The sequence below is a fragment of the Psychrobacter muriicola 2pS genome, from assembly GCF_904846535.1.
GTDB classification, from domain to species: Bacteria; Pseudomonadota; Gammaproteobacteria; order Pseudomonadales; family Moraxellaceae; genus Psychrobacter; species Psychrobacter aquimaris.
Map to the genome: position 1 here is coordinate 22,642 of NZ_CAJHBC010000001.1, position 25,153 is coordinate 47,794.

Here is a 25,153-nt window from a genome sequence, read left to right on the forward strand (position 1 = left end):
GGTGTCTATACTCGGATTTTGGCTAATGGATTATTGATATATTTGATCGGAAACACCTGATCGCCGAACAGTCGGCGCTTAGCCAAAGACTCAATACGCGTTTGCTTGGCGAAGACATCAAACAACTCAAACCTCGATTGATGCTCTGGATGACGTACTTGATAGTCCATCACACAGTCAGCAACTTGCTGCCAGAACTCAGCCTCAGGATAGTGGTAATGGGTCTGCATAAAAATAGCAATGTCGGCAAATGCCACAAAGAATAAGCAGGCAACCGTCATATCACGAATGCCATCGGTATCATCCGTTTCAATAAACGAGCCACGATTCAGCGCCGCGTGGGCAGCTGGCAGGCTATGAAAATTGGGAATTAAGTCTTGGCGGGTCAGATGCTTTGGCGAATAGCGCACCCCGTCATGCAAATCTTTTAGCAATACTTTTATAGGAAAACCCGCTTCGTGTACCAATACGATGTTTTGCGCATGGCACTCGAGCGCAATACCGTGACCAAATAACAAGTGCAATATCGGGGTGACAGTCACTTTGATAAGCTGAGCCGTCCAACCCTCTACGCTGTATTTTTTAATCCAAGGATCAATGAGTACAGAGCCATCCGTGTTGATATAGCTGACGCCATTTAAAGGAAAGGCTTTTTGGTTGGTCGATAAATACTGGCTGACGTTTTCGCGCCAAATTGCCCCAAGTCCGCCATAAATATGGGGATGCTGATAGCCGCGCTGTTGTAGCACTTCATGATCCAAACTGACACCCACTGTCTCGCCCAAAAAGGCAATTTGTAATGCTTGCGCTGTCTTATCCTCTGCCACCAATTGGTTGAGCCACTTAGTCACAATCGCAGCATTCATCACCGTATGCTTGGCTAATATACGAGTACTGGAGGTATTCATCAGATGCATACTGAGTTTTAAGTAGGCCTTGTCGTCTTGCAACATAGACAAAGAGCGAATCGACTGCTGCGACCGGTACTCAGCGCCTGTACTGCCTAGGTAAATCACTTCTTGCGTGTCAATAAGTGGCTGCAAAGCAACAATTAATGTGTTTTGCCATTGCCAAGGATGCGCTGGTATCAAACCATAAGCATTGATAGCCTCATCTTCGTTTGCCCCACTTTGATTATTTGTCGTCACCAGAATACGTTTTAGCTTGTCATTTAACGCCGCAAACTTATCGGCATCGATGTAGTCTGCAATCCATTCGTTCAGCGTGGCAGTAGAATTAGCATCAAAAGCCGTATTACTAACCAGCAGCTCTTTTTTGACCGCCAGCCAAACCACCTCGATGTTTTGCGCAAACTCCGGCCCATAGTCGTAATTGTCTTGCAAATCAAAGCCAATCCGAGATTTAAAACACGGATGATAAGGGTGGCCCGCCATCAGATAGCTTTCGAGTTGCTCGTAAGTGAGCGTGTCAACTGGTATTGGTAGATTGGGTGAAAGCTGCTGGGCTTGGGTCTCATTGATTAAAGTGTGACGCAGCTCTTTGATAAAGCTGTCTTTTAAGGACGCATCTGTTATCTTCAATAAAATATCACTGATGACATGCTCAAGTATGGCATCGCTTGCGTTGCCATCAACAACTCGCTGGACGTTCTGGGCATTAAAACGAATGATATCAAAACTATAATGAATATAACCTTGCGCGCAGTAACTGACGTTATGGTTGGCTTTTATGGTAAAGTCTAAAAGCGCTTTGTCATGGTTGGCGTTGGTATTTGTATAGTCAAAATCAATAATATTTTCATACAATAACGCTTGCAACAGTTGTTTGATGACCCGTTGCTCTGTGCGCTGCATGGCTCGATAATCTATCGGCGCTTGCCACGGCTTGGTAACATCAGTCCTGCTATTGCTTGTGCTTTGATATATTTGATGATGCATATATAAATCTCCTCTCTAAAAATAAAAAGTAAACGGCCATACTATTAACCTAACCAAATCGTTAACCCAATCAACTATTAAAGCGAATGAGAATCAGTTACATCCATAAGGTAAAAAAACTTCTCACGGTTTTTTTACAGGCTTGTTTGATAGGTTGATTTGATAGGCTGCAAGTGACGATATACTGCTAAAAACACACTGCTAAATGGATGATGCCGTCTTTGGTAATTGCCGCGCTGAAAAGACCGTCAAAAACAAAATCACAGCCAGCATGACAAAAATCTCTTGGATAGCGGTACTGACACTTTGCGCGCTGCCAGCTTCTAATAACTGCGCGCCGCGTCCTGCCACATAGACCGTCATCAACGTTATAAAAATAGTAGAGACAATTCGGCGGCTAATATTGTTGAGTGCTGCGCCTTCCGTGACCACTTCTTTGGCTAAGCTACTAAAACCCACCGTGGTGGTTGGCAGATACGCCAGTCCCACGCCCACACCTTGTATACTCATGACCGTTATCAGCAGCCAAAGCCTCGGCTCATACAAGCACCATGCCAGTATCAGCATAGACAGCGCGCTGATCACAATACCCAAAACACCCATACTTCTAGCGCCATAACTATCCACTCGCTTGCCTGCAAAATGAGTTGTGATGCTAGATACAAGTGTCGATATCATCAAAATAACGCCCGTCCATAGCGCACGTTCGCCCATCACCTCTTGCACCAATATAGGCAATAACAACAGGCCTACCATCAGACCCAAAGTCTGAGTAATGCTGATAATCGTACTGTGTAAATACACTTTGTTATGAAACAAACGCACGTTCAATAACGGCTGACTCTGACGGCGCTCATACACCCACCAACCTGCAAAGGACAAGAAAAACACAGCAGCCAATAGGCTTGTTCCAACCATACTGGTTAGGCTGGCATAAAAATCTGCCTTAAGCGTACTCAGCCAAGTCATCAACGCCAGCAGCCAAACCAACAAGCTACCAAACCCAATTACATCAAACGTGCTAGAAGCCTTAGGCGCATGAATGTCAGGCAAGAACAACCACACCATAATCATAACCAAAGCACTCAGTGGCAGAGTCACGGCAAATAATGTCCACCACGCAAATTGCTCTACCAAATAAGCCCCTATCAGCGGGCCAAATGCCAATGACATCATAATCACGATGCCCCATAGCGCCATCACTCTGCCATGTCGATGCTGCGGATAAATTTGATAAAGCATACCAATGGACAAAGGAATAATCAGACCACCACTCAGTCCTTGTACAGCACGAGCCACAATCACCATCGTCATGCTAGGTGCCAACATACCAATCACTGAACCCAGCATAAATCCTATGATAGCGAGCGAATACAAGGTCTTAAACGCAAACTGTTTATTCAAATAACCACTGAGCATCAGCCCCACGCTCATAGACAGTATATAAGCGTTCAACACCCAGCCACCCATGACAATGTCGACAGCAAACACCGACATAAAGACCGGAATAGCAGGATTGAGGGCACTATTGCTAAAGCTAATGACCGTGCCGCCAAGCAATAGTGTCAATAGCACTTGTTGACGCTGCTTGCATGTCAATTCATGACTACTGTTAAGTGATGACATCATTCAAAACATTGACTAGTAATGGTGTGACTGGCACTGTCGTACCGCCAAGCCTGATGAGACGTATGTAATCCGACAACCACAAAAAATCGACTCATGAAGCAACCTCACCATAAAAGTTAAGATAGCCTCTAGATTCAAAAAACTCATCACGATTGCAAAAATAAAGCGACGCCTTTTTTTCAGGCATATCGATTAGCCGCTGAATATGATAAGCAAAACTATCAGCCACCCACTTATAGACCTCAACCTTACTGTCTGGCTCAACCACGATTTTTTTGGCATCCGTGTGCTCAAATATAAACTTACTAATCATCATTCCTGTTGGCTTTAAATAGCCTTTCCCCACCACAGCAGGATCGCCCAGCAGAATATGCCAGCCCATGTCACTTTCTTTGGCTTTATAGTAGTGAGACAATCGGTCACGAGCCGTCTCATAAATTTCCGTATAACCAATAGCAACACCCTCACAAGTTATGAGGTAGAGACGCTGATGGTCATCGGCCAGCATTTTTTCAAAATGTACTCGCAGCTGCGGCATCGGCAAATGTAGCTGCCACTGTTCGACCACATGCTCAGCATGCATCCATTTATAAAGCAGCGGCATGTCCTCAGGATATTTGACGGTTCGTAGTCCAAATGTCTTTTGATACGCTTCTACCGTAAAAGTATCGGGCAGATTTTGTGTGTTGGTGGGCATTGGTTATTCCTAATTTTGTGTGATTGATTTTATATTCCGTAAGGCATGTTTGATATTACGATGACGCCCCAAATGTTTGAAATACTTGTAAAGCCTGTGTGTCGTAAACCGTTTTTCCCATCAATTGATTGACGATATACCCCGCTCGATAAGCACCCAACCCTAAATCAGGCGTACCAACACCGTGAGTATGAATTTCTTGGTTTTGCACAAAGACTTTGCCACTATTGCTAGCCTGCTTTTGATACACCAAAGCATAATCGCGATCAATCTTGGGCTGCGCAAAGTCATCATGTTCGATTGCCTGCAGCAGTGTGTTGAGACATGACGGCAGTGCATGACGGTAGCCAGTACCAGCGATAACACAATCATAATCAACCGTAAATTGCTGCTGTTGCTCTCGCTGCGCAAATGCCATTTTTACTGTCTCGTCAAAAGTCGCATCCATTACTTCACAGTTGCACAGCAGCGTGGTGTGCAGGTCTTGATTGCAGATACTTCGCTCATAAAGCTTGTGATAAATATCTCGGATGGTCTCAAACCCCATGCCTTTATAAAGTAAGTCTTGCTTGGGCGCGACGTCTGCTTTGGCTTCTGGTGCCAATTGATAAAAATAATCGGTATAAGCAGGGCTAAAATGCTCCAAGCCCAAAGGTGAATATTCCATCGGAAAAAATCCCGTCGAACGGGTCAGCCAATCCAGTTGAAACATGGGTTGATCATTGCTATCAAATTGTTGATCGAACAACGCGCGGTATACTTCAGCCGATGACTGGCCAGAGCCCAATACCAATATCTTAGTCAGCCTATCAGCCGTCTTGCCGTTTTTTGCTTTGATCGCTTTAAGATCGAAGTTATCGGCAAAATGAGCGGTGTGCATACAGCGTTCGGGCGCTTGATTGGCGATTTTTTGTAGCGAGAGCGGTAATGTTGGCTGCGTACCCGTTCCTATCACTAGATTTTTGGCATAGTACGTTTTTTGCTCGCCTTGCTCTTGAACTGTGACGACAAACCCGTTATGTGTGTCGGCATTGGCGCTATCGGTATCATTATTAATAGAACCATCACCATTTTCGTTGAAAGTCACGTCTAGCACTTGGGCATCAAACGCTAGACTGTCTAACTGTCCTGCGACCCATTGGCAATAATGATTGTACTCTTTGCGATAAATCTTAAAGTCCTCTAAAAAGTAAAACTTAAGCAATCGCTGCTGCGTATGCAAATAGTTTAAAAATGAATAAGGACTAGTCGGATCTATCAATGTCACCAAATCCGCCATAAAGGGCACTTGTAGCGTGGTATGCGGTAAAATCATACCTTTATGCCAGTTAAACTCCGCCTTTTGCTCAAAGAATTTGGCTGTGATGTCTGTTTTTTTCAGCAATGCTGCCAGACTAAGATTAAATGGCCCTAAACCAATACCGAGAAGATCTAACACGTTGATTCCTTAATTATTTATACCAGCAATATATTTTCTTAGCATACGTTTATTTTGGATTGACCAAGACTGCTTATGATTGTGCAACACGCCCAATAGGATTGGGAATATCCACATAAATAGATTGAGTCTCGACAGGCGCAGTCAGCTCATCCAATGCGTGCAATCTGGTGAGTAGATTGCCTTTAAACGGCAGTGTGGGACTACGCAACAATAAGTCAAATAACGAGCGGTGTGGATACTGTTTTTCCAGCGTAACCAGACAGTCTCGGAACGTCGCTAATAAAGTGCTTTCACTGATGAGCTGAGTGCGAGCAATCGCTGTAATAAGACCAAAGATCGTATTGCCCACTAAGTAATAGGCCACGCGTGAGTCGGCAAAATCTTCTGGAATGACGCACTCACTTTCACTGATAAGCTCAGGATACGCATCAATAAGCGGCATGGCATATTCAGCAATATAACCAAATCCTTGATTGTCCCTCGCCCAAAACTTGGCAGGATAACCGTCCTTTAGTTCTATCAGGCTGTTTTGTTGATGAACCTCAAACCCAATACCGTGCTGATAATACAGATGAATAAGCGGTATAAAACCCACTTGTAAATAGGTATCGAACCATTCGGCGGCAATCTTGTCCAAAGGCTCATTGGTACGCTGATGAATAGATTGAAATAAAGTGGCTAAGCGGTTGGTTAGACGAGTGGGATGGTCTTGGCTTAAACTCGCCAAATTGGTGACTTGCATGGATTCAGTAAAAGGATTGTCACGCAAGATACAAATGGTCTCATCGATGATTTTACCGTTGATCTGTAAGGCAATCCAAGCGGGATCATTCAATACTGCAATCGTAGGATATTCAGTACCCAACTGTTTACCATAGTCGCTACGCCATATTCGGCAAGCATGCATACCGCGCTTGCATTCTTTGGGAAAATTAATGCGCACAGAATTGGTAATCGCCACAGATAATGACAGTTTAAACATCCAAGGGGCGTCAAATGCTGCCAGCGTGCGCACCGATGTCGTTGGATGTAAATGCCAGCCAAGCGCGCCTAAATCAACCAACTCTCCCTTCTCAATCAACTTCTGATACCATGCTTGCTGCTGCAAAAACGTCGCTTGCCAAGGATGCAGCGGCAACAATTTATGCTCAGGGTTTTGCGCTATCAATTGTTGCTGATAATCGCTCATATCTGTTAATAGCTTTTCCTTGAGTTCCGCCGTGATGCTATCGCCATCAACAAACTCTTCAATAATGTAGTCCGAATGCACAAGCCAATAATTCAGCTGTGTTTTGCTGTTTGTCTCGGGCGCATACTTTGCCCACTCAGCACCATAAAACCCTGCTCGACCTTTTGGTGTCGGATGCATCGCATGTCCATAAATCAGACTTTGCTCAGTTTGAATAAAATCCTGTTTGTCGTCCACAATGTCATCAATCTCATCATTACGATGCTCTAAAATAATCTGTAGTCCTTCATAACTCTCAAGCCAGCGCTTAAGCACGCCATTGCCATCTAGCGTGACGTCACTTTTATGTTGATGAACGATATCTTCGATAATAAAAGAAGCTAAGCTCATAGCAGAAGGTTTCAGCCACTGATGTTCATGCTGACTATCATTTAATGAGGCTGCACTTAATACAGCGGGCGTATCAGCGAAACGGTGCTGACCCAATTGACTGACTCTATCTACAGGAACAGCCATAACCGTATTGTGCGGCGCAAGGTTTAATAGCAAAATAGGCTTATTTTGTGAGATTTGCTGTTGCAGCGCATTCTGCTCGTCTATCTGTATAATTTTGCCGCGCCCTGTCTCATAACTATAAGCATTCACTAAATTTTGTAGCGTCAAACGATCAAGCGTTTTATGTTGCATCATAGTGTTGTCCTTCAGAAATCTTGAGTCGATTAAAGCCCGCGATAGCCACTTGTTTAAGAATAGTATTAATATCGCTGACTTGGGTATTAGGATTTAAAATGGTGAATTTTAGACAGAGGCGCTGCTCAACTTGAGTGGTCGCCACATTGGCAATATTATGAATCAATAAGTCTTGCGCAATTTGGCGATTCAATTGAGATAGCTGCTTGTCAGATAACGCGGTGTTTTGTGGTTTAAAGTAAAATAAGACACTGCTAATAATAGGCTGATGCATCAACACAAAATCAGCATGGGCTTCAATCAACTCTGCTGCTTGTCTGGCTGTATCAAGACAGGCGTCAATCAAAGCGCCATAATCATCCGTACCCAATAAATCAAGCGCCATCCAAAGCTTTAGGGCATCGAATCGACGGGTAGTCTGTAGAGAATAGGTGACCAAATTAGGAATATTGTCTTTTTCATCATCGGAGGAATTGAGATACTCGCTATGATGACGAATGCTTTCAAAGTCTTGCTGATCGCGTAATAAAAAAGCGCCACAGCTGATGGGCAAAAAGAAATGTTTGTGAAAATCCAAGGTAATTGAATCGGCTTCATGAATGCCGTCAATCAGCTGTCGATAACGCTGAGACAGTAGTAACGCCCCGCCCCATGCTGCATCCACATGTAGCCATATCTGAGCAGTGCGACAAATATTGGCGATGTCTGTTAAGTCATCAATAGCGCCCAAATCCGTCGTGCCAGCAGTTGCTACCACCGCCATCACATTGCTTGCCCCGATCTCTTCTATTTTATGCTGAAGATGCGATGTGAGCATCGCGCCACTCGAATCCGTCTTTATCTTTTCTACGCACTGCACACCAAGCCCTAAAAGCGCCGCGTTTTTTTCAATAGAAAAATGCGCTTGGTCTGAGCACAAAATCGTACCGCGAGGCTGACCTACTAGCTCTTCTTTTTGAACATCAACGCCTTTGGCTGCATAGAACTTATTGCGCGCCAGCAGTAAGCCCATAAGATTGCTTTGTGTACCGCCACTGGTAAATACACCACCTGATTTACATGTCAATGAACTATCGGTTTGTACATCGGTTTGAGCGTTTGTTTGAACAGCAAGACCTGTATCAAACTGCCATCGCTGGCACAGCCACTCAACCAGCTCTTTTTCGATATAAGTGGCCGCTGGGCTTTGATTCCAAGAGTCCATACTTTGATTGGTCGCTGCGATAATCATTTCGGCAATTTGACCAATCAGCAAAGTCGGTGGATGCAAGTGTGCTAAACAATGACGATGCGCTGTTGACACGCAACTGGGCAAAAACTTGGCTTGTATGTCAGCCAATATGGTTTCGATGTCTCGTCCCTTTGCATTGATATTGATAGCGGTTGCCGTTTGGAGCTGCGGCGGGGTTCCTCCTGAGTACACATTATTGTCATCCAACCATTGTTTGATAACAGCACTCGTTTGCTGCATGTACGTGCGGTATTGCTCGCTGGTTTGCTCATTTAATAAATGCAAAGTATCCTCACCCATCTATCCTACGACGTTATAAAAAGTCGCTAAGCGATTATTATTATCAGTTTTTATCAACCTTTTAAGACACATTCATATTAACGCTATGACGTGCTACAAATTGGCTTGCAGCGCACTTTCCAGTTTTGCCAATACTTGCTGTAACTCGTCCTTTGTCACATTGAGCGGTGGCAAGAAGCGCAGTACCGTTCCGCCGCGTCCGCCTTTTTCGATGACCAAACCGTTCTTAAAACAATCCTGCTGAATGCTAGCAGCCACCACGCTATCCGCAGGATAACTGCCGTCGGTTTGTTTGGGCAGACTCGGATTTATAATTTCCATACCGATCATCAGACCTCGACCTCTGATGTGACCAATCCTTGGGTAGTGTTGCTGTAGAGATTTCAGCTCTGCCATAAACCACGCCCCTATGTCAGCGACATACGCGGCCATGTCGTTCTCTTTTAGATACTCAAGGGTGGCAAGCCCCGTTGCCATCGCCAACTGATTACCACGGAATGTGCCAGAATGATTGCCCGCTTGCCATACATCGTATTGTTTTTTGATACCCAATACCGCCATTGGTAAGCCTCCGCCAAGGGCTTTTGACATAACAATCATGTCGGGATCGATATCCGCATATTGATAGGCAAACCAGCGCCCCGTACGGCAAAACCCAGTCTGCACCTCATCAATGATTAATAAGATATCCAGCTCTTTGGTCACGCGGCGCACCTGCTTTAGCCATTCTATTGGCGCAGGATTGACCCCGCCCTCTCCCTGAATAACCTCTAAAATCACTGCCGCGGGTTTTACCACGCCACTTTCTACATCTTTTAAAAAGTTTTCAAAGTAAGTAATGTGTGCGCTGACACTTTGCTCACTAGACAAGCCAAAAGCGCAGCGGTAAGCATTGGGATACGGCAGAAATTGCACTGGGCCCATCAATCCTTCGATGCCTTGTTTGGGGGCAAGATTGCCGGTCACCGCGAGCGCGCCATGAGTCATGCCATGATAACCGCCGCTGAAGCTGACGATGCCTGAACGACCAGTCACTTGTTTTGCCAACTTAATCGCCGCCTCTACCGCATCCGCACCCGTTGGGCCGCAAAACTGCAAGCAATACTCATCACTACTGGTGGCCAAAAGCGTATATAAGAACTCACTAAATTTGTCTTTTAATGGCGTGGTGATGTCCAAGGTATGCATCGGTAGATTGCTATCCAAAAGCTGCTTGATGCTCTCAGTGACCACAGGATGATTGTGTCCAAGCGCGAGCGTTCCTGCGCCAGATAGACAATCTATGTATTTATTTCCTTCCACATCGGTAATCCAAGCGCCTGTTGCTGATTGAATCGCAAAAGGTAGTTTGCGCGGATAACTGCGAACCTTGGACTCGAACTGCGCTTGGCGATGTAAATAGCATTCGTTATCAGTTTTTTCATCTAAAAAAGACATATACATAGTATCGAACCTTATTCGCTATTCTTAACTTCAACTTGAAAACAGGCTTTAAAGAAAGCTTGAGAAAATAGTCGGCTTATACCAAACCCAAAGATCAAAGTAGCGAGGAAAACGAGTGCAAATACTACGCAAAGTAGGCTAAACAAGTTTGACGCGGCTCAGTGTATTTTTGGATCTGGTATTCATTTAAAAAAATATAGTGTGGATGCACTATAACGGGCATTAAACATTGAATGATAATATAAATGATAATCATTATCGTTAATATGATGTATTATTGATGACCTATGCCCTGCTGTCAACCCAATTTATTTATTTTTGAATATTTACCTTGAGAATTAATACAAAATTAAGGTTTTAACGCCCAATAGCAGGCGAATGATTAACACTCATGAATATAAACCCATCAGTATTGGTCGTTAATCTGGCTTTCTTTGTATTAAGTTATCTAACATAGCGATTGTTGCCAGCATCGCAGCAGGTTTGACAAGCACTGACTGATAACTTTACTGTTTATCTCGATTTTCTGAGTAAGTTGTTCGTAGCTCATGCTTCATTTGAGTAGCAAAACTATTTCCCGATATATCGCTGAATTCATCAATATTAAACTCATTAATACCAAGACTCTCTAGTTCCTACTTAATACTACAGCCGCTAGCAAGCCGCCTTATCGGGCTCTTATTACTTTTAGAAATACTCAGGTCACTAGATTGATATTGAGGTTTGAATTACTGAACAGTGTGATTCGTACGGCGGTGAATAAGCGTAATGTGTTCCCATCTGATCAGGCGACTTTCAAGGTAGTCGCAATCCAGCAGGCGTCCAAGAAGTGGTCGATGCCAATCCGTCACTGGATGGCTGCTATCAATCATTTTATGATTATGTTTTATGATTATGTTTTATAACCGCGTCAGCAGGCATTTAATCTAGATGACAATGACACAGAATATGAGATACCCTCATATTCTGTGTCACTAAGCTTTTCATAGTTAGAGTTTTACTTAGGTGAGGTTGCGTACTTCAAATTCCCTTTCAAAAATGACATTCCAATAAATGCCCTAAATAAAATCTATAGTAAGTTCCCCATAACTATCAAACTTAGCGGTATAACTGGTAGGTTCTGTGACTGCTGACATTGGACCTAATGCACCCGTTAAAATGACCTCGCCAGCTTTGATAGGCGTACCCATTTTCGCCATAGTCTGCGCTAACCAACGCGTGGCAATCAAAGGATTGCCAAGACAGTTTCTGCCAACACCTTGAGACACTTCTCTACCATCTGCTAGTAGGCTCATTTTAGTATTAAGCATGTCGATTTCGGAAAGCTGATAGGGACGTTGACCTAATACTATCAATGCTGATGAGGCATTATCTGCGATAGTATCTTCGATGCGAATATCCCAGTTATTGATACGACTATCGACTACCTCAATAGCAATCAGCACGTAGTCAATAGCTGCTATTACATCTAATAATGTACTATCAGGGTGCGGCAAATCTTTTTTTAGTACGACTGCAAGCTCAACTTCAACTTTGGGCTGAATTAGACCTTTTAGCTCAATGGTTTCACCTTCCATTACCACCATATTGGCATAGATGTTACCAAAGTCAGGCTGATCGACTCCTAGCTGTTTTTGAACAACCTCTGAGGTAAGACCAATTTTACGACCAATGATTCTATTGCCCATTGATAGACGACGCTTAGTATTGATCTCTTGAATTTTATAAGCGTCCTCAATGCTCAACGAGTCATCAAACAACTCTCGTACTGGTTTACAGGGTGCGTTATTCTCTTCGGCTTGCCAAAGCAAATCGGCGGCTTGTTGAAAAATTTGTGCTTTCATAATTATCCCTTAAGCTTTTTGACCTGCTAAATAATGAGTAATTAGCTGATTAAAATCATCTGCTCTTTCAATCTGTGACCAATGCCCGCAGCCACTAAATATATGAGCTTCTGAATCAGGGATAGTTGTCAGCAACTCCCAAGTACGGGTTAATGGAATGACTTTGTCATCTTTACCATGAATCAACAATATAGGCATGGTTAACTGGGATAGCTTCTCTAAGTCTAATGGTAACGCATCTCGATCACGGTCACGTGCAGTGACTACTGGAATCAAACGTTCTTCTGCTTCGTCTTTTAGTGCTGCTGCATATCTGATATCCACCAAAGTGTCATTCACTAACGATTTATCAGTAACCATCATCTCTAAACCACGACGGATACCTGCTTTAGAGACATCAGGCTTAGAGTGAGCGGCTAAAGCTTTATTAAGCTTTGCGCCTCCTGTACCCATAGAAATAATGCCATGTAGGCGTTCTGGATGATCAATCGCCATCTGAAAACCAACCCAGCCTCCCAGCGAATTACCGACTAGCCATGTTTTTTCAATATCGAGAGCATCCATAAGTCGAATCGTATGATTGACCCACTCTCTGATACCATACTTTATATCTGCTGGTGTTACCGTTTCACCATAGCCAATAAAGTCAAAGGCTATTGCTCTAACCTCTTTACCGAGCTCTGGTAGGTTCTTCCACCAGTTAGCGGACGCCGATACGCCAGTTCCTGATCCATGTAAAAACATGACCGGAGTACCTTTTCCAATATCATAGTAGTGAGTAAGCTCACCTGAATCTGTCTCAATCCATTTATCTTCAAGACCAAAAAACTCTGGCGTTTTAAAGTTTGGAATAGATGCTGTCATGGTGTTCTCCATATATTTTTAGAATAAATTTTATGCTGTTCGAGATTAATAAAGTTACTGATAGCTTTATGGCTACGTCATGCTATTTTTTAATTGCGATTCAGACTCATCGTTAAGGCTAAATCCTCAATCATATCTTCTTGACCACCAACGGTACCGCGCTTACCTAACTCAACCAGTAGATCACGGGCAGATACGCCGTATTTTTCTTCAGCCCGTTTAGCAAATAGTAAAAAAGAAGAATAAACGCCTGCGTAGCCTAAAGTTAGAGAGTTTCTATCTACACGAATAGGCTGGTCAAGCAGTGGTACGATCAAATCTTCAGCAACATCCATAATCTGGTATAAATCAATACCTGTATGGGCTTTCATACGATTTAAAACGGCTACTAATACCTCCAACGCTGTATTGCCCGCTCCTGCACCAAGACCTGCTACCGACCCATCAATGCGTAATGCGCCCGCTTCAATAGCTGCTAGTGAATTTGCAACTGCCATAGACATATTATTGTGGCCATGAAATCCAATATCTGTCTCTGGCTTTAACGCATCGCGTAAAGCCTTGATTTTACTAGTGACCTCATCTGGCAACATATAACCTGCTGAGTCAGTGCAATAAACGCATTGTGCACCATAGCTTTCCATTAGCTTGGCCTGTTCGGCTAGTTTTTCTTTAGAGATCATATGAGACATCATTAAGAACCCTACAGTTTCTAAGCCATTTTCACGTGCCCAATTTAAATGCTGCTCTGATACATCTGCTTCTGTACAGTGAGTTGCGACCCTGACCATATCTGCGCCGCAGTCTCTGGCTCGCTTTAGATCATCCACAGTACCGATACCTGGTATTAGTAAAACTGAGGTCTTCGCATTTTTTAGCTTAGGTATGACCGCATTTAAATAATCCTCATCAGAATGAGCAGCAAACCCATAATTGACAGAGTTGCCACCTAAACCATCTCCATGAGTCAACTCAATCAGAGGTACGCCTGCTTCATCTAAGCCAGTGGCAACCTTGACGGCTTCATCTAGTGAAATTTGATGACCTTTAGCGTGCATGCCATCTCTCAAGCTCATATCATGTAATACGACATATCTATTTCTTAAATCCATTAGTACTCTCCTTGATTAGTATTATTACGAGATATGATTGGCTGCACGTTCAGGTAATTTAATCTCATTATTTGCCACTTCTTCAGCGAAGATTTCTGCAGTGCGTAATGCAGCAGCCGTCATAATGTCTAAGTTGCCCGCATACTTAGGTAGAAAATCACCTAAACCTTCAACTTCTAAGAAAATAGAAACCCGTTTGCCATCAAATACAGGGCCGTTGACTAGACGGTAACCAGGTACATATTGCTGAACTTTTTCAACCATTTTCTCTACTGAGGCTCTAATAAGTGCTTCGTTAGGCTCTGAGTCTAATAGACAATGTACGGTATCGCGCATCAACATAGGCGGCTCTGCAGGATTAATAATAATCAGCGCTTTACCTTTTTCTGCACCACCCACTTGTTCAATAGCTCTGGCAGTCGTTCGAGTAAACTCATCTATATTTTTGCGAGTACCTGGCCCTACAGACTTGGAAGATACCGTAGCTACAATTTCGCTATAATTCACAGATTGTACTTGCGATACTGCTGCTACCATTGGAATAGTTGCTTGACCACCGCAAGTTACCATGTTGACATTCATTTCTAACTTTTTTGTGTGCTCTTTCAAATTCACTGGCGGTACACAAAAAGGCCCGATAGCGGCTGGTGTCAGATCAATCATGATCACACCAAGCTCATTCAACTTGCGACTATTTTCAGCATGTACATAGGCAGATGTGGCATCAAAGGCAATACGAATATCATCTTCTATAACCGCGTCTAAAATACCATCTACACCACTATCACAGGTTTTGATACCCATTTCTTGAGCACGTTTTAGTCCCGCTGACGTTGGATCGATACCGACCATCCATACAGGCTCAATCCAATTTGATCGCTGCATTTTCATCAATAGATCGGTACCGATATTGCCAGGTCCGATAATGATCGCTTTTAATTTCTGTGTCATAACTTGCTCCTTGATAGTTATAGAATGTAGTGAATGCTTTTATTAAAGCTAATTAATTATTTGTCAATGCTGGCGTGTTTACAGTATTCGTTGTTTCATTCTTGCCAAGCATTGATTTGTCTAAGTTTTCTCTGCGGCTAATGTTGTTAGTTAACATAATGGCAGCAATAGCGGCAATAATAATGACTGGGATACTACTACCAATAACAAAGGAAGAGCTTGAATTATAAGAGAATATGAGCCCTGCCAATAATGGTCCTATAAAAGAGCCAATACGTCCCATAGCAACGGCTACCCCTACACCTGTACCTCGCATACTTTTTTGATAAACTTTAGCAGCAAGTGCATATAGAGCCGACTGACCTCCTGTTAAGAAAAACCCTGAAAGCGCTGCTGACAACATTAGTCCTGTTAAAGACTTAGAGATTGCTAAGGCAGATAAGCCTACTAAAATCCCAACATAAATCATGACGACCACGGTTCTAATCTTAATACGAGATAACAACCAACCTAAACTCAGTACACCCAAAAGAGCGCCAACTTGGTATGACACTTGAATGTTGCTTACGTTTTTCATGCTTAGTCCATTGCTCTGCATAAGAACAGGTAACCAATTTAGAATGAAGTACAATACGATTAGAGTGCCTAAGAAACTGAGCCAAATCTGTAATGTTGATGCCAGCCTGCCCTCACCGAACAAAACAAATTTAAAGTCATTATTTTCAATCTCCTCGGTAGCTGGTCTTTTGGTATAAGTTTCTTTCAGAAATAGAGCAAGCAGCGGTAGAATCAATATTGGCGCTAAGCCACCTAGATAGAAAATATTCTTCCATTGCCCAACTTCAGTGAACATTCCTGCTGCCAAAGCTGTTATCGCGGCGCCTATAGGTACTCCTGCATACATGATGCTTACAGCAGTAGCACTCCAGCGCTCAGATACAGACTCTGACGACATTGCAATAATTAAAGGTAGAGCGCCACCTATTCCTACCCCTGTTAAGAAACGTATTAATACCAATGAATTAAACCCAGTGGTAAATGCGGTCAAAAGCGACATAACGCCAAATATTGCTACACTGAAAATCAGTATTTTCTTACGTCCTATCTTATCTGAGAGGCGGCCAGCAACAATTGCTCCAGGAAACATTCCCAGAGTAGCAGCGCTAAAAATCCAACCTAGCTGCCCTTTAGTAAGATTAAATTCTGCTTGAATAGAAGGTGCCGCAACCCCAATGGATTGGATATCAAAGCCTTCTAAAATAGCAATACAAAAACATAAGAATAGTGTCAGGTATACTGATGATGCTTTTTTAAGCGATGAATTTTTCATGAGCTCTTCCGTGAGTCTAAAATAAATATAAAATTCAATGTTGAGAGTAAACTAGCAGACTGTTTCAGCAGTTATGGCGCCGAACCCAACCAGCCACTCATTAATTTGTTGATAATAGACATCCTGTATCGTATATTCAGAAATTTCAGCTAAAGCAGCAAAAGCGGCTGTCCAACATCTCACTTCATGTCCCCCTCTGCCGCCCATGCTAGAAATCTCGCTATCTGTCATAGCATTGAGATAATCAAAGTCGGCTTGTTGATACTTCTCCATTAATGCTCTATCCCATTCAGCATTAATTTTTAGCGAACTGCTTTCAGCCTGATTGAGCGCTTGAGCGGCTACAACGACAAGGTTTTGCCTAGCATTACGAGAATCCGCTGTTGGGTTTTTACCCGCGATTAGAAACGCTTCAGTGTCTGTGTTTGCGCCTTGCATTTGCGGTGTCGGTGGGTCATGAGACAATCCACCAGTTCCTAATATGAGAACTCTCTTATTTTTTAAATTTGACGTTTTTATATACCGTCCTACAGCTTTACCTAGTTGTGTAGCAAATCGCATTGGTGGTAATGGTTTAGCGGCACAGTTAATAAAAATTGGTACCGTTGGATATTTGATTAATGAACCTGTTAAAAAAGTTAGTGGCTGTGTAACTCCATGATCAGCTTGCATTTGATACGAGCAAGCAATACCCAGCCCATCGTTCAACAGGCTTTGGGTCAAAGATAGCGCCGTTTCCTCATCAGTATTAATAGTGCCTGGACCATAGTTCCAGTCTCCTGCTGCTTCAGCTCGAATACCCACACAAGCGGCTGGCATCATGTCATAAAAGAAGCCATTAAAATGATCAGGGCCAAAAGTGATGATTAGATCAGGATCATACTCATCAACTTGCTGAGCAAGATCATGGATAACCTTCATCGTTGTGTCGCGAATCTCTTTGGGTGGAGAGGCAAACTCGATAAGAGGCGTGTGTGATAAGCAAATCAATTTAACCGACATAAATATTCCTCATTACAAAAGCTATTAATACGACGTGGTTCACAATGTTAATCATTAGGACTTAATGACTATCCTTCAGACGGGTATTAATCTCGAGTCAAATGCAATTTACGGAATAATTCTTCAGACACAGTGTTAAGTTCCTGAGCGTTACAAGTCGCTGCGACAAAACGATCAGGACGTATAAATACCGTTGAGATGTTGTCACGTTGTCCAAGCCATGTACGAATGTCTAGATCATCACCAATTACCAGTTCATCTGCCGTTTCAGATATCTCTATGGCTCTTAAACGCTCTTTTGGTACTACTTTTATGAATCGAGCACCAATAGATTGCCATTGCTGCTTTGTGTTATCTGACATTTTGTTAGCGGCATCACATTCCCAACTCAAAACTGCGAAATTATTGCCTAAGATTTCATCAAGCTTGTGTGCATTATCATCATTCTTCAGATAAACATTAGGTTGAATAAACATCTTACCTATTAAGGATTGTTTGATACTGCGCTTATGTATGACGATCCCATCAGCATAGACAGGCATTGGTTTAAACTTCATCTCTACAAGATAACGTTTTAGTGCTGGCACAACATTTACAGCAAACGAGCACGTATCTCTTAGTTGTCCTTGCCACTTTTTAGGGGGAGCGAGGACGTTTCCTGCCATAACTGATAGATCAATCATAGCCTTGGCATGAGCTTTACGCTCGACTTGATAAGTTTCTAATAGACCGTCGTCGGCTTGGTCTTTGATTACCATGCTCAATTTCCATGCAAGGTTAGACGCGTCACGGATTCCTGTGTTATAACCTTGACCTTGCCAAACTGGCATGATGTGCGCCGCGTCTCCTGCTAATAGAATACGACCAATTTTAAATTGACCTGCTAGACGGGCATTATGAGTGTAAACACGCTGACGAATGACATTGACATTATCAGGATCTGGAACGACTTTAGACAATAGCTCTCGTATACGATGAGGCTGTGATAGCTCTTCTTCGGTTTCATTAGGCATTACCATAAACTCAAAACGGCGAATAGCATGAGGTAGCGCAGCTGATACATAAGGTCGCACAGGATCACAGCATAAATACACATGCGGTGTTGCTAATGGATCATCAGCGACATCAATCACTATCCATTTATTTGGTGCTGTTTTTCCTTCGAAGGGAATATTTAAACTTTGTCTTATGTAACTGTTACCACCATCGCAGGCAATGAGGTATTTACAGCTGATAGTAGTAGGAGGGGTATTTGGAGAATCAAAATTAAGAGTGACACCTCTATCATCTTGTGAGAAATCTTTTAAACAACTATTGAACTCTACGGTAACACAGTCAAAGCGTGATAGTCCTTCTAGCAAAACCGCATCGACTTGTGGTTGCACAAATGCGTTGCGACGTGACCAACCAAACTCACGAGTTGTAGGTTGTATATCTGCAAAACATCTACCACTTGGTGTTAAAAAACGCATAGCATGATCTGGCGTAATATGAGGTAACACCTCGTCGATTACATCTAAAGACTGTAATGTTCGTAGGGACTCATCGTCGATACCAATCGCTCTTGGATAATCAATTAACCTATCCAATTGCTCAGCAACTAACGTCTTCACGCCTTGTAAACCTAAATAATTTGCAATGGTCAATCCTACTGGACCTGCTCCTAAAATCACAACATCGTAATCATATTTATTAATCGTTGCTGTATTTGAATTACCCACTGCGCTTCTCCCTAAGTTGTTATTTCATTCCTTAGTAAGAAGTTAATTTATTTTAACTATCAATACAACATCCTATATTTAGATACTTAGTATTGATAAAAATAATAGTTAGCAGCCATAAATGATTAATCAAAGTCATTACCTTCAATAATATTGTCTATTTTCAGACGATCCTCAGGAAAATATTATGGAAAAATGTGGAGTTATTATTCAAGTAGCCCGTATTTCAAATAAATTGAAACCTATATAAGTCTCTTTATATAGTTCTGAAAATATGAGATTTTTTCATGTCTTTCTATTAAAGACATTTTAGAAATAGGGATATTGTATTAACGCTGGTTTTAAAAAGGAAAAGAGGAAAATAGAGAATTGCTCTCTAAATGATTGAAAGAAGGTGTGGGTGGATTAGAAAGGGAATCGTAAGTTATAGCAGAACATGTAGGCAGAGCTCTTGAGATCGTCAGCGTATCAATAACTCTCTATTTTTTAGAGCTTTCTATGTTAAGTGTGGAATGAACAAATAAATGAACAAAAAACATTTCTATTAGGGCGTGTCCTCATTTCGAAAATGGAGATGAGGACATGCCCTAGTATATTCGATTCAGACTAATTAGGACTGTAGAAGATTAAAACACGTTTGGCGCAACCATTGATTGTCCGCATTGTGATGGGCATATTCATGCCAATATTGCTTAATTGACCAAGAGGGAAGCTCAAAAGGCAATGGATACAAGCTGACACCAACATACTCTTGCAACAACCTCCCCATTTGCTCAGGCACGGTAGCGATAAGATTTGTACGCTGAACAATAGTCCCTAACCCTAAATGACTCGGCAAACGTAAAACAATATTTCGTTTAATATTTAACTTTTGGATTTCATATTCAATTAAATAATGACCTGTACCACGTGGCAAAATACCTATGTGCTCTGCACTCTGATATAGCTCTAACGATAGATCATTATTTAGAATATGTGTATTTTCAGAGTTAGCAATGACTACATAGTGTTCATCAAAAAAACGTTGTTGATAAAACCTTTCCTGTAACTGAGGTACAAAACCAATTACCAGATCAACTTCCCCTTTACTCATGAGCAATGCAGTATCATTGTCGATAGGTACGATATCTAATTTGATAGAAGGGGCATGTTTATCAAAATAACTTATTAAGGTGGGCACAACTGATAAGTAATGACTGTCTGTCATACTAATACGAAATGTACGTGACGCATTTAATGAATCGAAGCCCTTACTAAATTCATTGACTATCCGCATTTTTTCAATAGCTTCCACTACCAGTGGCAACATATCTCTAGCAGTATTTGTAGGCTGCATTTTGTGCCCGACTCTAACAAATAACTGATCATCAAAATGTTGTCTTAACTTTTTAAGTCCACTACTAGCAGCAGGTTGACGGATGTTAAGCTCATGCGCAGCTTCTGAGATCGTGCCCCTTTCATATATACTATTGAATAAGCGTAACAAACGGATATCGATATCAAACATAATTAACCTATTCAGTTTAATGTGATTATGAAGTACTGCTGTAGATACTTTGTTGATTTACGCTAGCTAAAGCTAAATCTTAGGCAGACATTTCATATACGAAGTGAGCATATTCGGTATAAACTTACTTCATAGACTTGACCTATGCTGTCAAGAAGATAGCAGACAACAATAGCAATCTGAGTACAATAAACCCTTGTAAGCCACGATCTGCAAGGGTTTTTTATTACATAGCAAACGATAGTCACCGATTAATCACGGTATCATAGACGGTATTCATCGATACCGTCAAATGGCTAAAGTAATAAAACCGTCAAGCCAAAAATTGCACCAATGACCGCAGCAAATACTTCCGGTAAAAAGAACAAACTTTCAGTAAGACAACGTCCCCAAAGGGTGTGTTTTTAGCATACGCCTTTCCTCAAATTTTAAATAATAAAAAACCCTCAAATCGAGAGTTATATTTTAAATAGCAAACTCACTATTAAATAGCAGACTCACTAAATGTGATGTCTGGCGCTTTGCTCATTATCGTTCCGCGGCGGCTGTCATGCCATGTCATGTCATGTCATGTCAGCACTTTTTGCTGTCTCCATACCCCGTCAATAGGATAGTTGTGCCGTTAGCTGTTTGCACTACAACTTTAACGCCGCTTCTATTTATAAGCAGCGCTTTGGTTTCATGACTGGTCACTGCTTGGATGATAAAGAGGTAAAGTTTGCTACTTATCAGGTTGAGCTTGATGGGGACAAGCTGTTTATCTTATTTTTTTCACCATTTTTAAAATGAGAACAATCCCAATAAATCCATTCACACTTTTTAAACTTAATAGCATATCGCTTTCAATTTAGTCATTTTTTATGCACAGCTTTAGTTCTCTAAAATAGACGCTTATGGTGCATAGAAAATCATAGAAACCAATTATGGTGCAAAAAATTACCATAGCTCCTGATAAAGACCGATATTGGTGCATTTATTTTGTATTTCATATTGGCATAGATATTGAAGTATTAATAATAATTAGGAATGGTTCGTTCACTCGGCCTACCAGGCTGCTACTTTATCTTTCTGGAGAAATATATGTCTTTATTGCCAACGCTTATCACTGCTACTCCTATCAATACAAACTATCGTATCGACTCAAAATTGACATCACGTTTGTCTCTACTAGCAGTAGCTGTTGTCGGCAGCTTAAGTCTTATAGGTTGTCAAAAACCTGCGGAAACTAGTGCAGAAACCAATTCTACCGCCACAAAAACGGAAACCTCTGCGACAGATGGTGACACCATCAAAGTAGGTATCTTGCACTCTTTATCTGGAACGATGGCCATCTCTGAGACGTCATTAAAAGATACGGCGCTCATGACCATTGATGAAATTAACGCCAATGGCGGCGTGTTAGGTAAGCAGCTAGAGCCAATCGTCGTAGATCCTGCTTCTGATTGGCCGTTATTTGCTGAAAAAGCTCGGCAGCTGTTAACCCAAGATAAAGTCGATGTGATATTTGGTGGTTGGACATCTGTGTCACGTAAGTCCGTGCTGCCTGTCGTTGAAGAACTAAATGGTTTAATGTTCTACCCTGTGCAGTACGAAGGTCAAGAGCAATCAGAAAACATTTTCTACACTGGTGCTGCACCTAACCAACAAGCCATTCCTGCCGTTGAATATTTAATGAGTCCAGAGGGCGGTAGTGCAGAACGCTTTGTCTTACTTGGGACAGACTATGTCTATCCTCGGACTACTAACCAGATACTGCGTGCTTTCTTAAAATCTAAAGGGGTCGCTGAAACAGACATCATGGAAGAGTACACCCCTTTTGGATTCAGCAACTATCAGACCATCGTTGGCAATATTAAAAGCTTTTCTACTGGTAAGAAAACGGCGGTTATCTCTACCATTAATGGGGACTCAAACGTACCCTTCTATCGTGAGCTTGCCAACCAAGGTATTAAAGCCTCTGATATCCCAGTCATGGCATTCTCAGTAGGAGAAGAAGAGCTTCGCGGTATCGATACCAGCTTATTGCAAGGGCACTTAGCGTCATGGAACTACTTTATGTCAGTTAAAAATCCTGTCAACAGCGACTTCACCAAAAAGTATAAAAAATACGCGCTGGATCATAAGCTACCCAATGCTGACAAGGTCGTGACGAACGATCCTATGGAAGCCACATACGTGGGTATCAATATGTGGAAACAAGCAGTCGAAAAAGCTGGTACTACTAATGTCGATAAAGTGCGTATTAGTATGGGAGGTCAGACTTTTGATGCACCATCAGGGTACACGCTGAAAATGGATGAAGAAAACCATCACCTATGGAAGCCTGTCATGATCGGTCAAATTCGTACCGATGGGCAGTTCGATGTGATCAGCAAAACGCCAAAAGTCATTCGGGCTGAGCCATGGAGTCAGTACATCCCTAAATAAGTTTATGGTCACTTAAACGCTAGTCCCTTAGTGGTATCAATACCAGCATCCCTTTAGCTTCTCTACTGATAAAAACAATTTTCAGTAGAGGTTAGAGGCGTGTTGACTGTAAAAAAGGAGCCATCATGTCACGTTATTATTCCTATTCTAAAAGTGACGCGCAAGCCAATTACTCTTATAAGACTTTTATCATCGCCCTACTATCTTTAGCACTTTTCATCGCTATCGCATCACCTGCCTACGCTGAAGATACAATATCTTCCAACACTGTGGCAGCGACATCTAATGCTGCAAATAATGAGACCTTACTTGCTCAAAACGAGAAATCTGTGACTACGTCAGCTGATCTTGCGATAAGTAAAGAGGATGCTATCGAACAGTTCGTTGCTGCAGACTTCACTAAGCGCCAAACCATGCTCAATCAGTGGCCCGGGTCAGTTGAGAGTTTAGATACTTTGGTTGAGCTGATAAAAAATGATGAGTTATACCAAGGCAATGGCGGACAAACTTACCTACTTAACAGCGAAGATGAGTTATTTACTTACCCTGCTAAGCAGCTGACCACAGAGTGGCCCAGCGACTTGGCACAAGTAACTTTGACCAATGCACTACGCTCAGCCTTAGTATTTGGACAAGCTAAGGTTAAGCTTGCGTCAAACGATCCTACGCAACGTATGCAGGCAGTTGCTATCTTAGCGGACAATATCGAACAGCTAGATCCAGCACTTATAAGCGCTGCTGCCACTAATGAGGAAGACGTCGACGTCAAAACGGCGTTAAATACCTTGCAAGCGAGGATTGATTTTAGAGATGGCGACGTCGCCAAACAAATTGCCGCGCTTACCGTGCTTGCCAATAGCGATAGCCCACAAGTCTTAGTGGATGTTAAAAAGGCATTGGCGGCAGACGATATCGATCCTGTACTCAAATCTGCGTTATTAGACGCTGAAGATAGTATTGAGCAGCGAATTACCATCAGTACTTGGATCGGTCATCTTTTCACCGGTCTTAGCACTGCGAGTGTCTTACTTCTCGCCGCTTTAGGGCTTGCCATTACCTTTGGACTGCTTGGTGTCATCAATATGGCTCACGGTGAGCTGATTATGATTGGCGCTTACTCTACTTATGTAGTGCAAAATCTGTTTCAAGCTTATTTTCCCAGTATGACAGGGTGGTATCTTGTTGCCGCTATACCTGTTGCTTTTTTAGTTAGTGCCATTATTGGCATGGTTATCGAACGGATCGTTATTCGACCACTTTATGGTCGTGAGCTTGAAACCTTACTAGCAACCTTCGGTGTCAGTCTGATTCTTATGCAGTTGGTTCGGATGATATTTGGCGCGCAAAATGTCGAAGTCAGCAATGTCGAGTGGTTGAGCGGGGCCTATCAAGTGTCCTCAAGCCTTGTACTCCCCTTCAACCGTATCGCTATTATCGGCTTTACTATCATCATTCTTATGCTATTGGTGTACTTACTTAACAAGACTCGCTTCGGGTTGTTTGTACGCGCCGTGACTCAAAATCGGCAAATGGCCCGTGCGGTTGGTATTTCATCTGCCCGTATCGATATGTTGGCTTTTGGACTTGGCTCAGGTCTCGCTGGTCTCGCTGGTTGTGCTTTAGCGCAAGTGGGCAACGTCGGACCTGACTTAGGCCAGACTTATATTATTGATGCGTTCTTAGTCGTCGTGGTTGGCGGTGTTGGGCAAGTATGGGGCGCGGTATTGGCATCCTTAGGTCTTGGTATCAGTGGCACTGTGCTTGAGATTGGCATTGGTGCTGTGATGGCTAAGATTGTATTACTGGTTCTTGTGATTTTGTTTATTCAGAAACGTCCACAAGGTTTATTCGCCCTCAAAGGCCGTTTTGTAGACTAA

The 25,153-nt window shown here is 42.4% G+C and carries 17 protein-coding genes and 1 pseudogene; 3 read left to right on the plus strand and 15 right to left on the minus strand.

What is annotated here, in order from left to right:
• Nucleotides 1-5 precede the first annotated feature (5 nt).
• From JMX93_RS00105 to JMX93_RS00135, 7 genes are all read right to left on the minus strand, one after another.
• Nucleotides 6-1,898, minus strand: coding sequence for an IucA/IucC family protein (locus tag JMX93_RS00105; RefSeq protein ID WP_499203484.1), 1,893 nt, complete (start codon nucleotides 1,896-1,898; stop codon nucleotides 6-8).
• A gap of 201 nt (nucleotides 1,899-2,099) precedes the next feature.
• Entirely contained in the window at nucleotides 2,100-3,527 is a 1,428-nt protein-coding gene (locus JMX93_RS00110; protein ID WP_499203485.1) for an MFS transporter, read from the minus strand.
• Between the two features lie 91 nt (nucleotides 3,528-3,618).
• Entirely contained in the window at nucleotides 3,619-4,224 is a 606-nt protein-coding gene (locus JMX93_RS00115) for a GNAT family N-acetyltransferase (protein WP_499203486.1), read from the minus strand.
• A gap of 55 nt (nucleotides 4,225-4,279) precedes the next feature.
• The gene (locus JMX93_RS00120; protein ID WP_443557190.1) at nucleotides 4,280-5,662 is read right to left on the minus strand and encodes a lysine N(6)-hydroxylase/L-ornithine N(5)-oxygenase family protein; all 1,383 of its coding nucleotides are present in this window, start codon (nucleotides 5,660-5,662) and stop codon (nucleotides 4,280-4,282) included.
• A 73-nt stretch (nucleotides 5,663-5,735) separates the two neighbouring features.
• Nucleotides 5,736-7,544, minus strand: coding sequence for an IucA/IucC family protein (locus JMX93_RS00125; RefSeq protein ID WP_499203487.1), 1,809 nt, complete (start codon nucleotides 7,542-7,544; stop codon nucleotides 5,736-5,738).
• Complete coding sequence (locus tag JMX93_RS00130; RefSeq protein WP_499203488.1) at nucleotides 7,531-9,075, minus strand: pyridoxal phosphate-dependent decarboxylase family protein; 1,545 nt, start codon at nucleotides 9,073-9,075, stop codon at nucleotides 7,531-7,533. The genes JMX93_RS00125 and JMX93_RS00130 overlap by 14 nt, the downstream gene beginning before the upstream one ends.
• Nucleotides 9,076-9,168: 93 nt before the next feature.
• Nucleotides 9,169-10,518, minus strand: coding sequence for a diaminobutyrate--2-oxoglutarate transaminase family protein (locus tag JMX93_RS00135; protein WP_193013522.1), 1,350 nt, complete (start codon nucleotides 10,516-10,518; stop codon nucleotides 9,169-9,171).
• A gap of 725 nt (nucleotides 10,519-11,243) precedes the next feature.
• On the opposite strand from JMX93_RS00135, the pseudogene JMX93_RS00140 reads away from it, so the two are divergent.
• A pseudogene (locus tag JMX93_RS00140) lies at nucleotides 11,244-11,423 on the plus strand (IS256 family transposase); the annotation flags it as partial.
• A gap of 153 nt (nucleotides 11,424-11,576) precedes the next feature.
• Here the strand turns inward: JMX93_RS00140 and JMX93_RS00145 are convergent.
• The 8 genes from JMX93_RS00145 to JMX93_RS00180 form a co-directional block, all read right to left on the minus strand.
• Complete coding sequence (locus tag JMX93_RS00145) at nucleotides 11,577-12,362, minus strand: 2-keto-4-pentenoate hydratase (protein ID WP_499203489.1); 786 nt, start codon at nucleotides 12,360-12,362, stop codon at nucleotides 11,577-11,579.
• A 9-nt stretch (nucleotides 12,363-12,371) separates the two neighbouring features.
• Nucleotides 12,372-13,226 carry an alpha/beta fold hydrolase gene (locus tag JMX93_RS00150; RefSeq protein WP_193012716.1) on the minus strand — a complete coding sequence of 285 codons (855 nt, stop codon included), beginning with the start codon at nucleotides 13,224-13,226 and terminating at the stop codon, nucleotides 12,372-12,374.
• 89 nt (nucleotides 13,227-13,315) lie between these two features.
• Complete coding sequence (gene dmpG / locus JMX93_RS00155; RefSeq protein WP_499203490.1) at nucleotides 13,316-14,338, minus strand: 4-hydroxy-2-oxovalerate aldolase; 1,023 nt, start codon at nucleotides 14,336-14,338, stop codon at nucleotides 13,316-13,318.
• A 24-nt stretch (nucleotides 14,339-14,362) separates the two neighbouring features.
• Nucleotides 14,363-15,289, minus strand: a complete 927-nt coding sequence (locus tag JMX93_RS00160) for an acetaldehyde dehydrogenase (acetylating) (protein WP_443509776.1) — start codon at nucleotides 15,287-15,289, stop codon at nucleotides 14,363-14,365.
• 52 nt (nucleotides 15,290-15,341) lie between these two features.
• Nucleotides 15,342-16,619, minus strand: coding sequence for a 3-(3-hydroxy-phenyl)propionate transporter MhpT (mhpT, locus tag JMX93_RS00165; protein WP_499203491.1), 1,278 nt, complete (start codon nucleotides 16,617-16,619; stop codon nucleotides 15,342-15,344).
• Between the two features lie 51 nt (nucleotides 16,620-16,670).
• A complete protein-coding gene (locus tag JMX93_RS00170; protein WP_499203492.1) occupies nucleotides 16,671-17,621 on the minus strand; it encodes a 3-carboxyethylcatechol 2,3-dioxygenase in 951 nt (316 codons plus the stop codon).
• Nucleotides 17,622-17,707: 86 nt separating this feature from the next.
• Nucleotides 17,708-19,342 (minus strand): bifunctional 3-(3-hydroxy-phenyl)propionate/3-hydroxycinnamic acid hydroxylase, encoded by a 1,635-nt coding sequence (locus JMX93_RS00175; RefSeq protein ID WP_499203493.1) that lies wholly within the window; start codon nucleotides 19,340-19,342, stop codon nucleotides 17,708-17,710.
• A 610-nt stretch (nucleotides 19,343-19,952) separates the two neighbouring features.
• Entirely contained in the window at nucleotides 19,953-20,849 is an 897-nt protein-coding gene (locus tag JMX93_RS00180; RefSeq protein ID WP_443215144.1) for a LysR family transcriptional regulator, read from the minus strand.
• A gap of 1,134 nt (nucleotides 20,850-21,983) precedes the next feature.
• Here JMX93_RS00180 and urtA point away from each other — a divergent pair.
• Entirely contained in the window at nucleotides 21,984-23,276 is a 1,293-nt protein-coding gene (gene urtA, locus JMX93_RS00185) for an urea ABC transporter substrate-binding protein (RefSeq protein WP_499203733.1), read from the plus strand.
• 125 nt (nucleotides 23,277-23,401) lie between these two features.
• Nucleotides 23,402-25,153, plus strand: a complete 1,752-nt coding sequence (gene urtB, locus JMX93_RS00190) for an urea ABC transporter permease subunit UrtB (protein ID WP_499203494.1) — start codon at nucleotides 23,402-23,404, stop codon at nucleotides 25,151-25,153.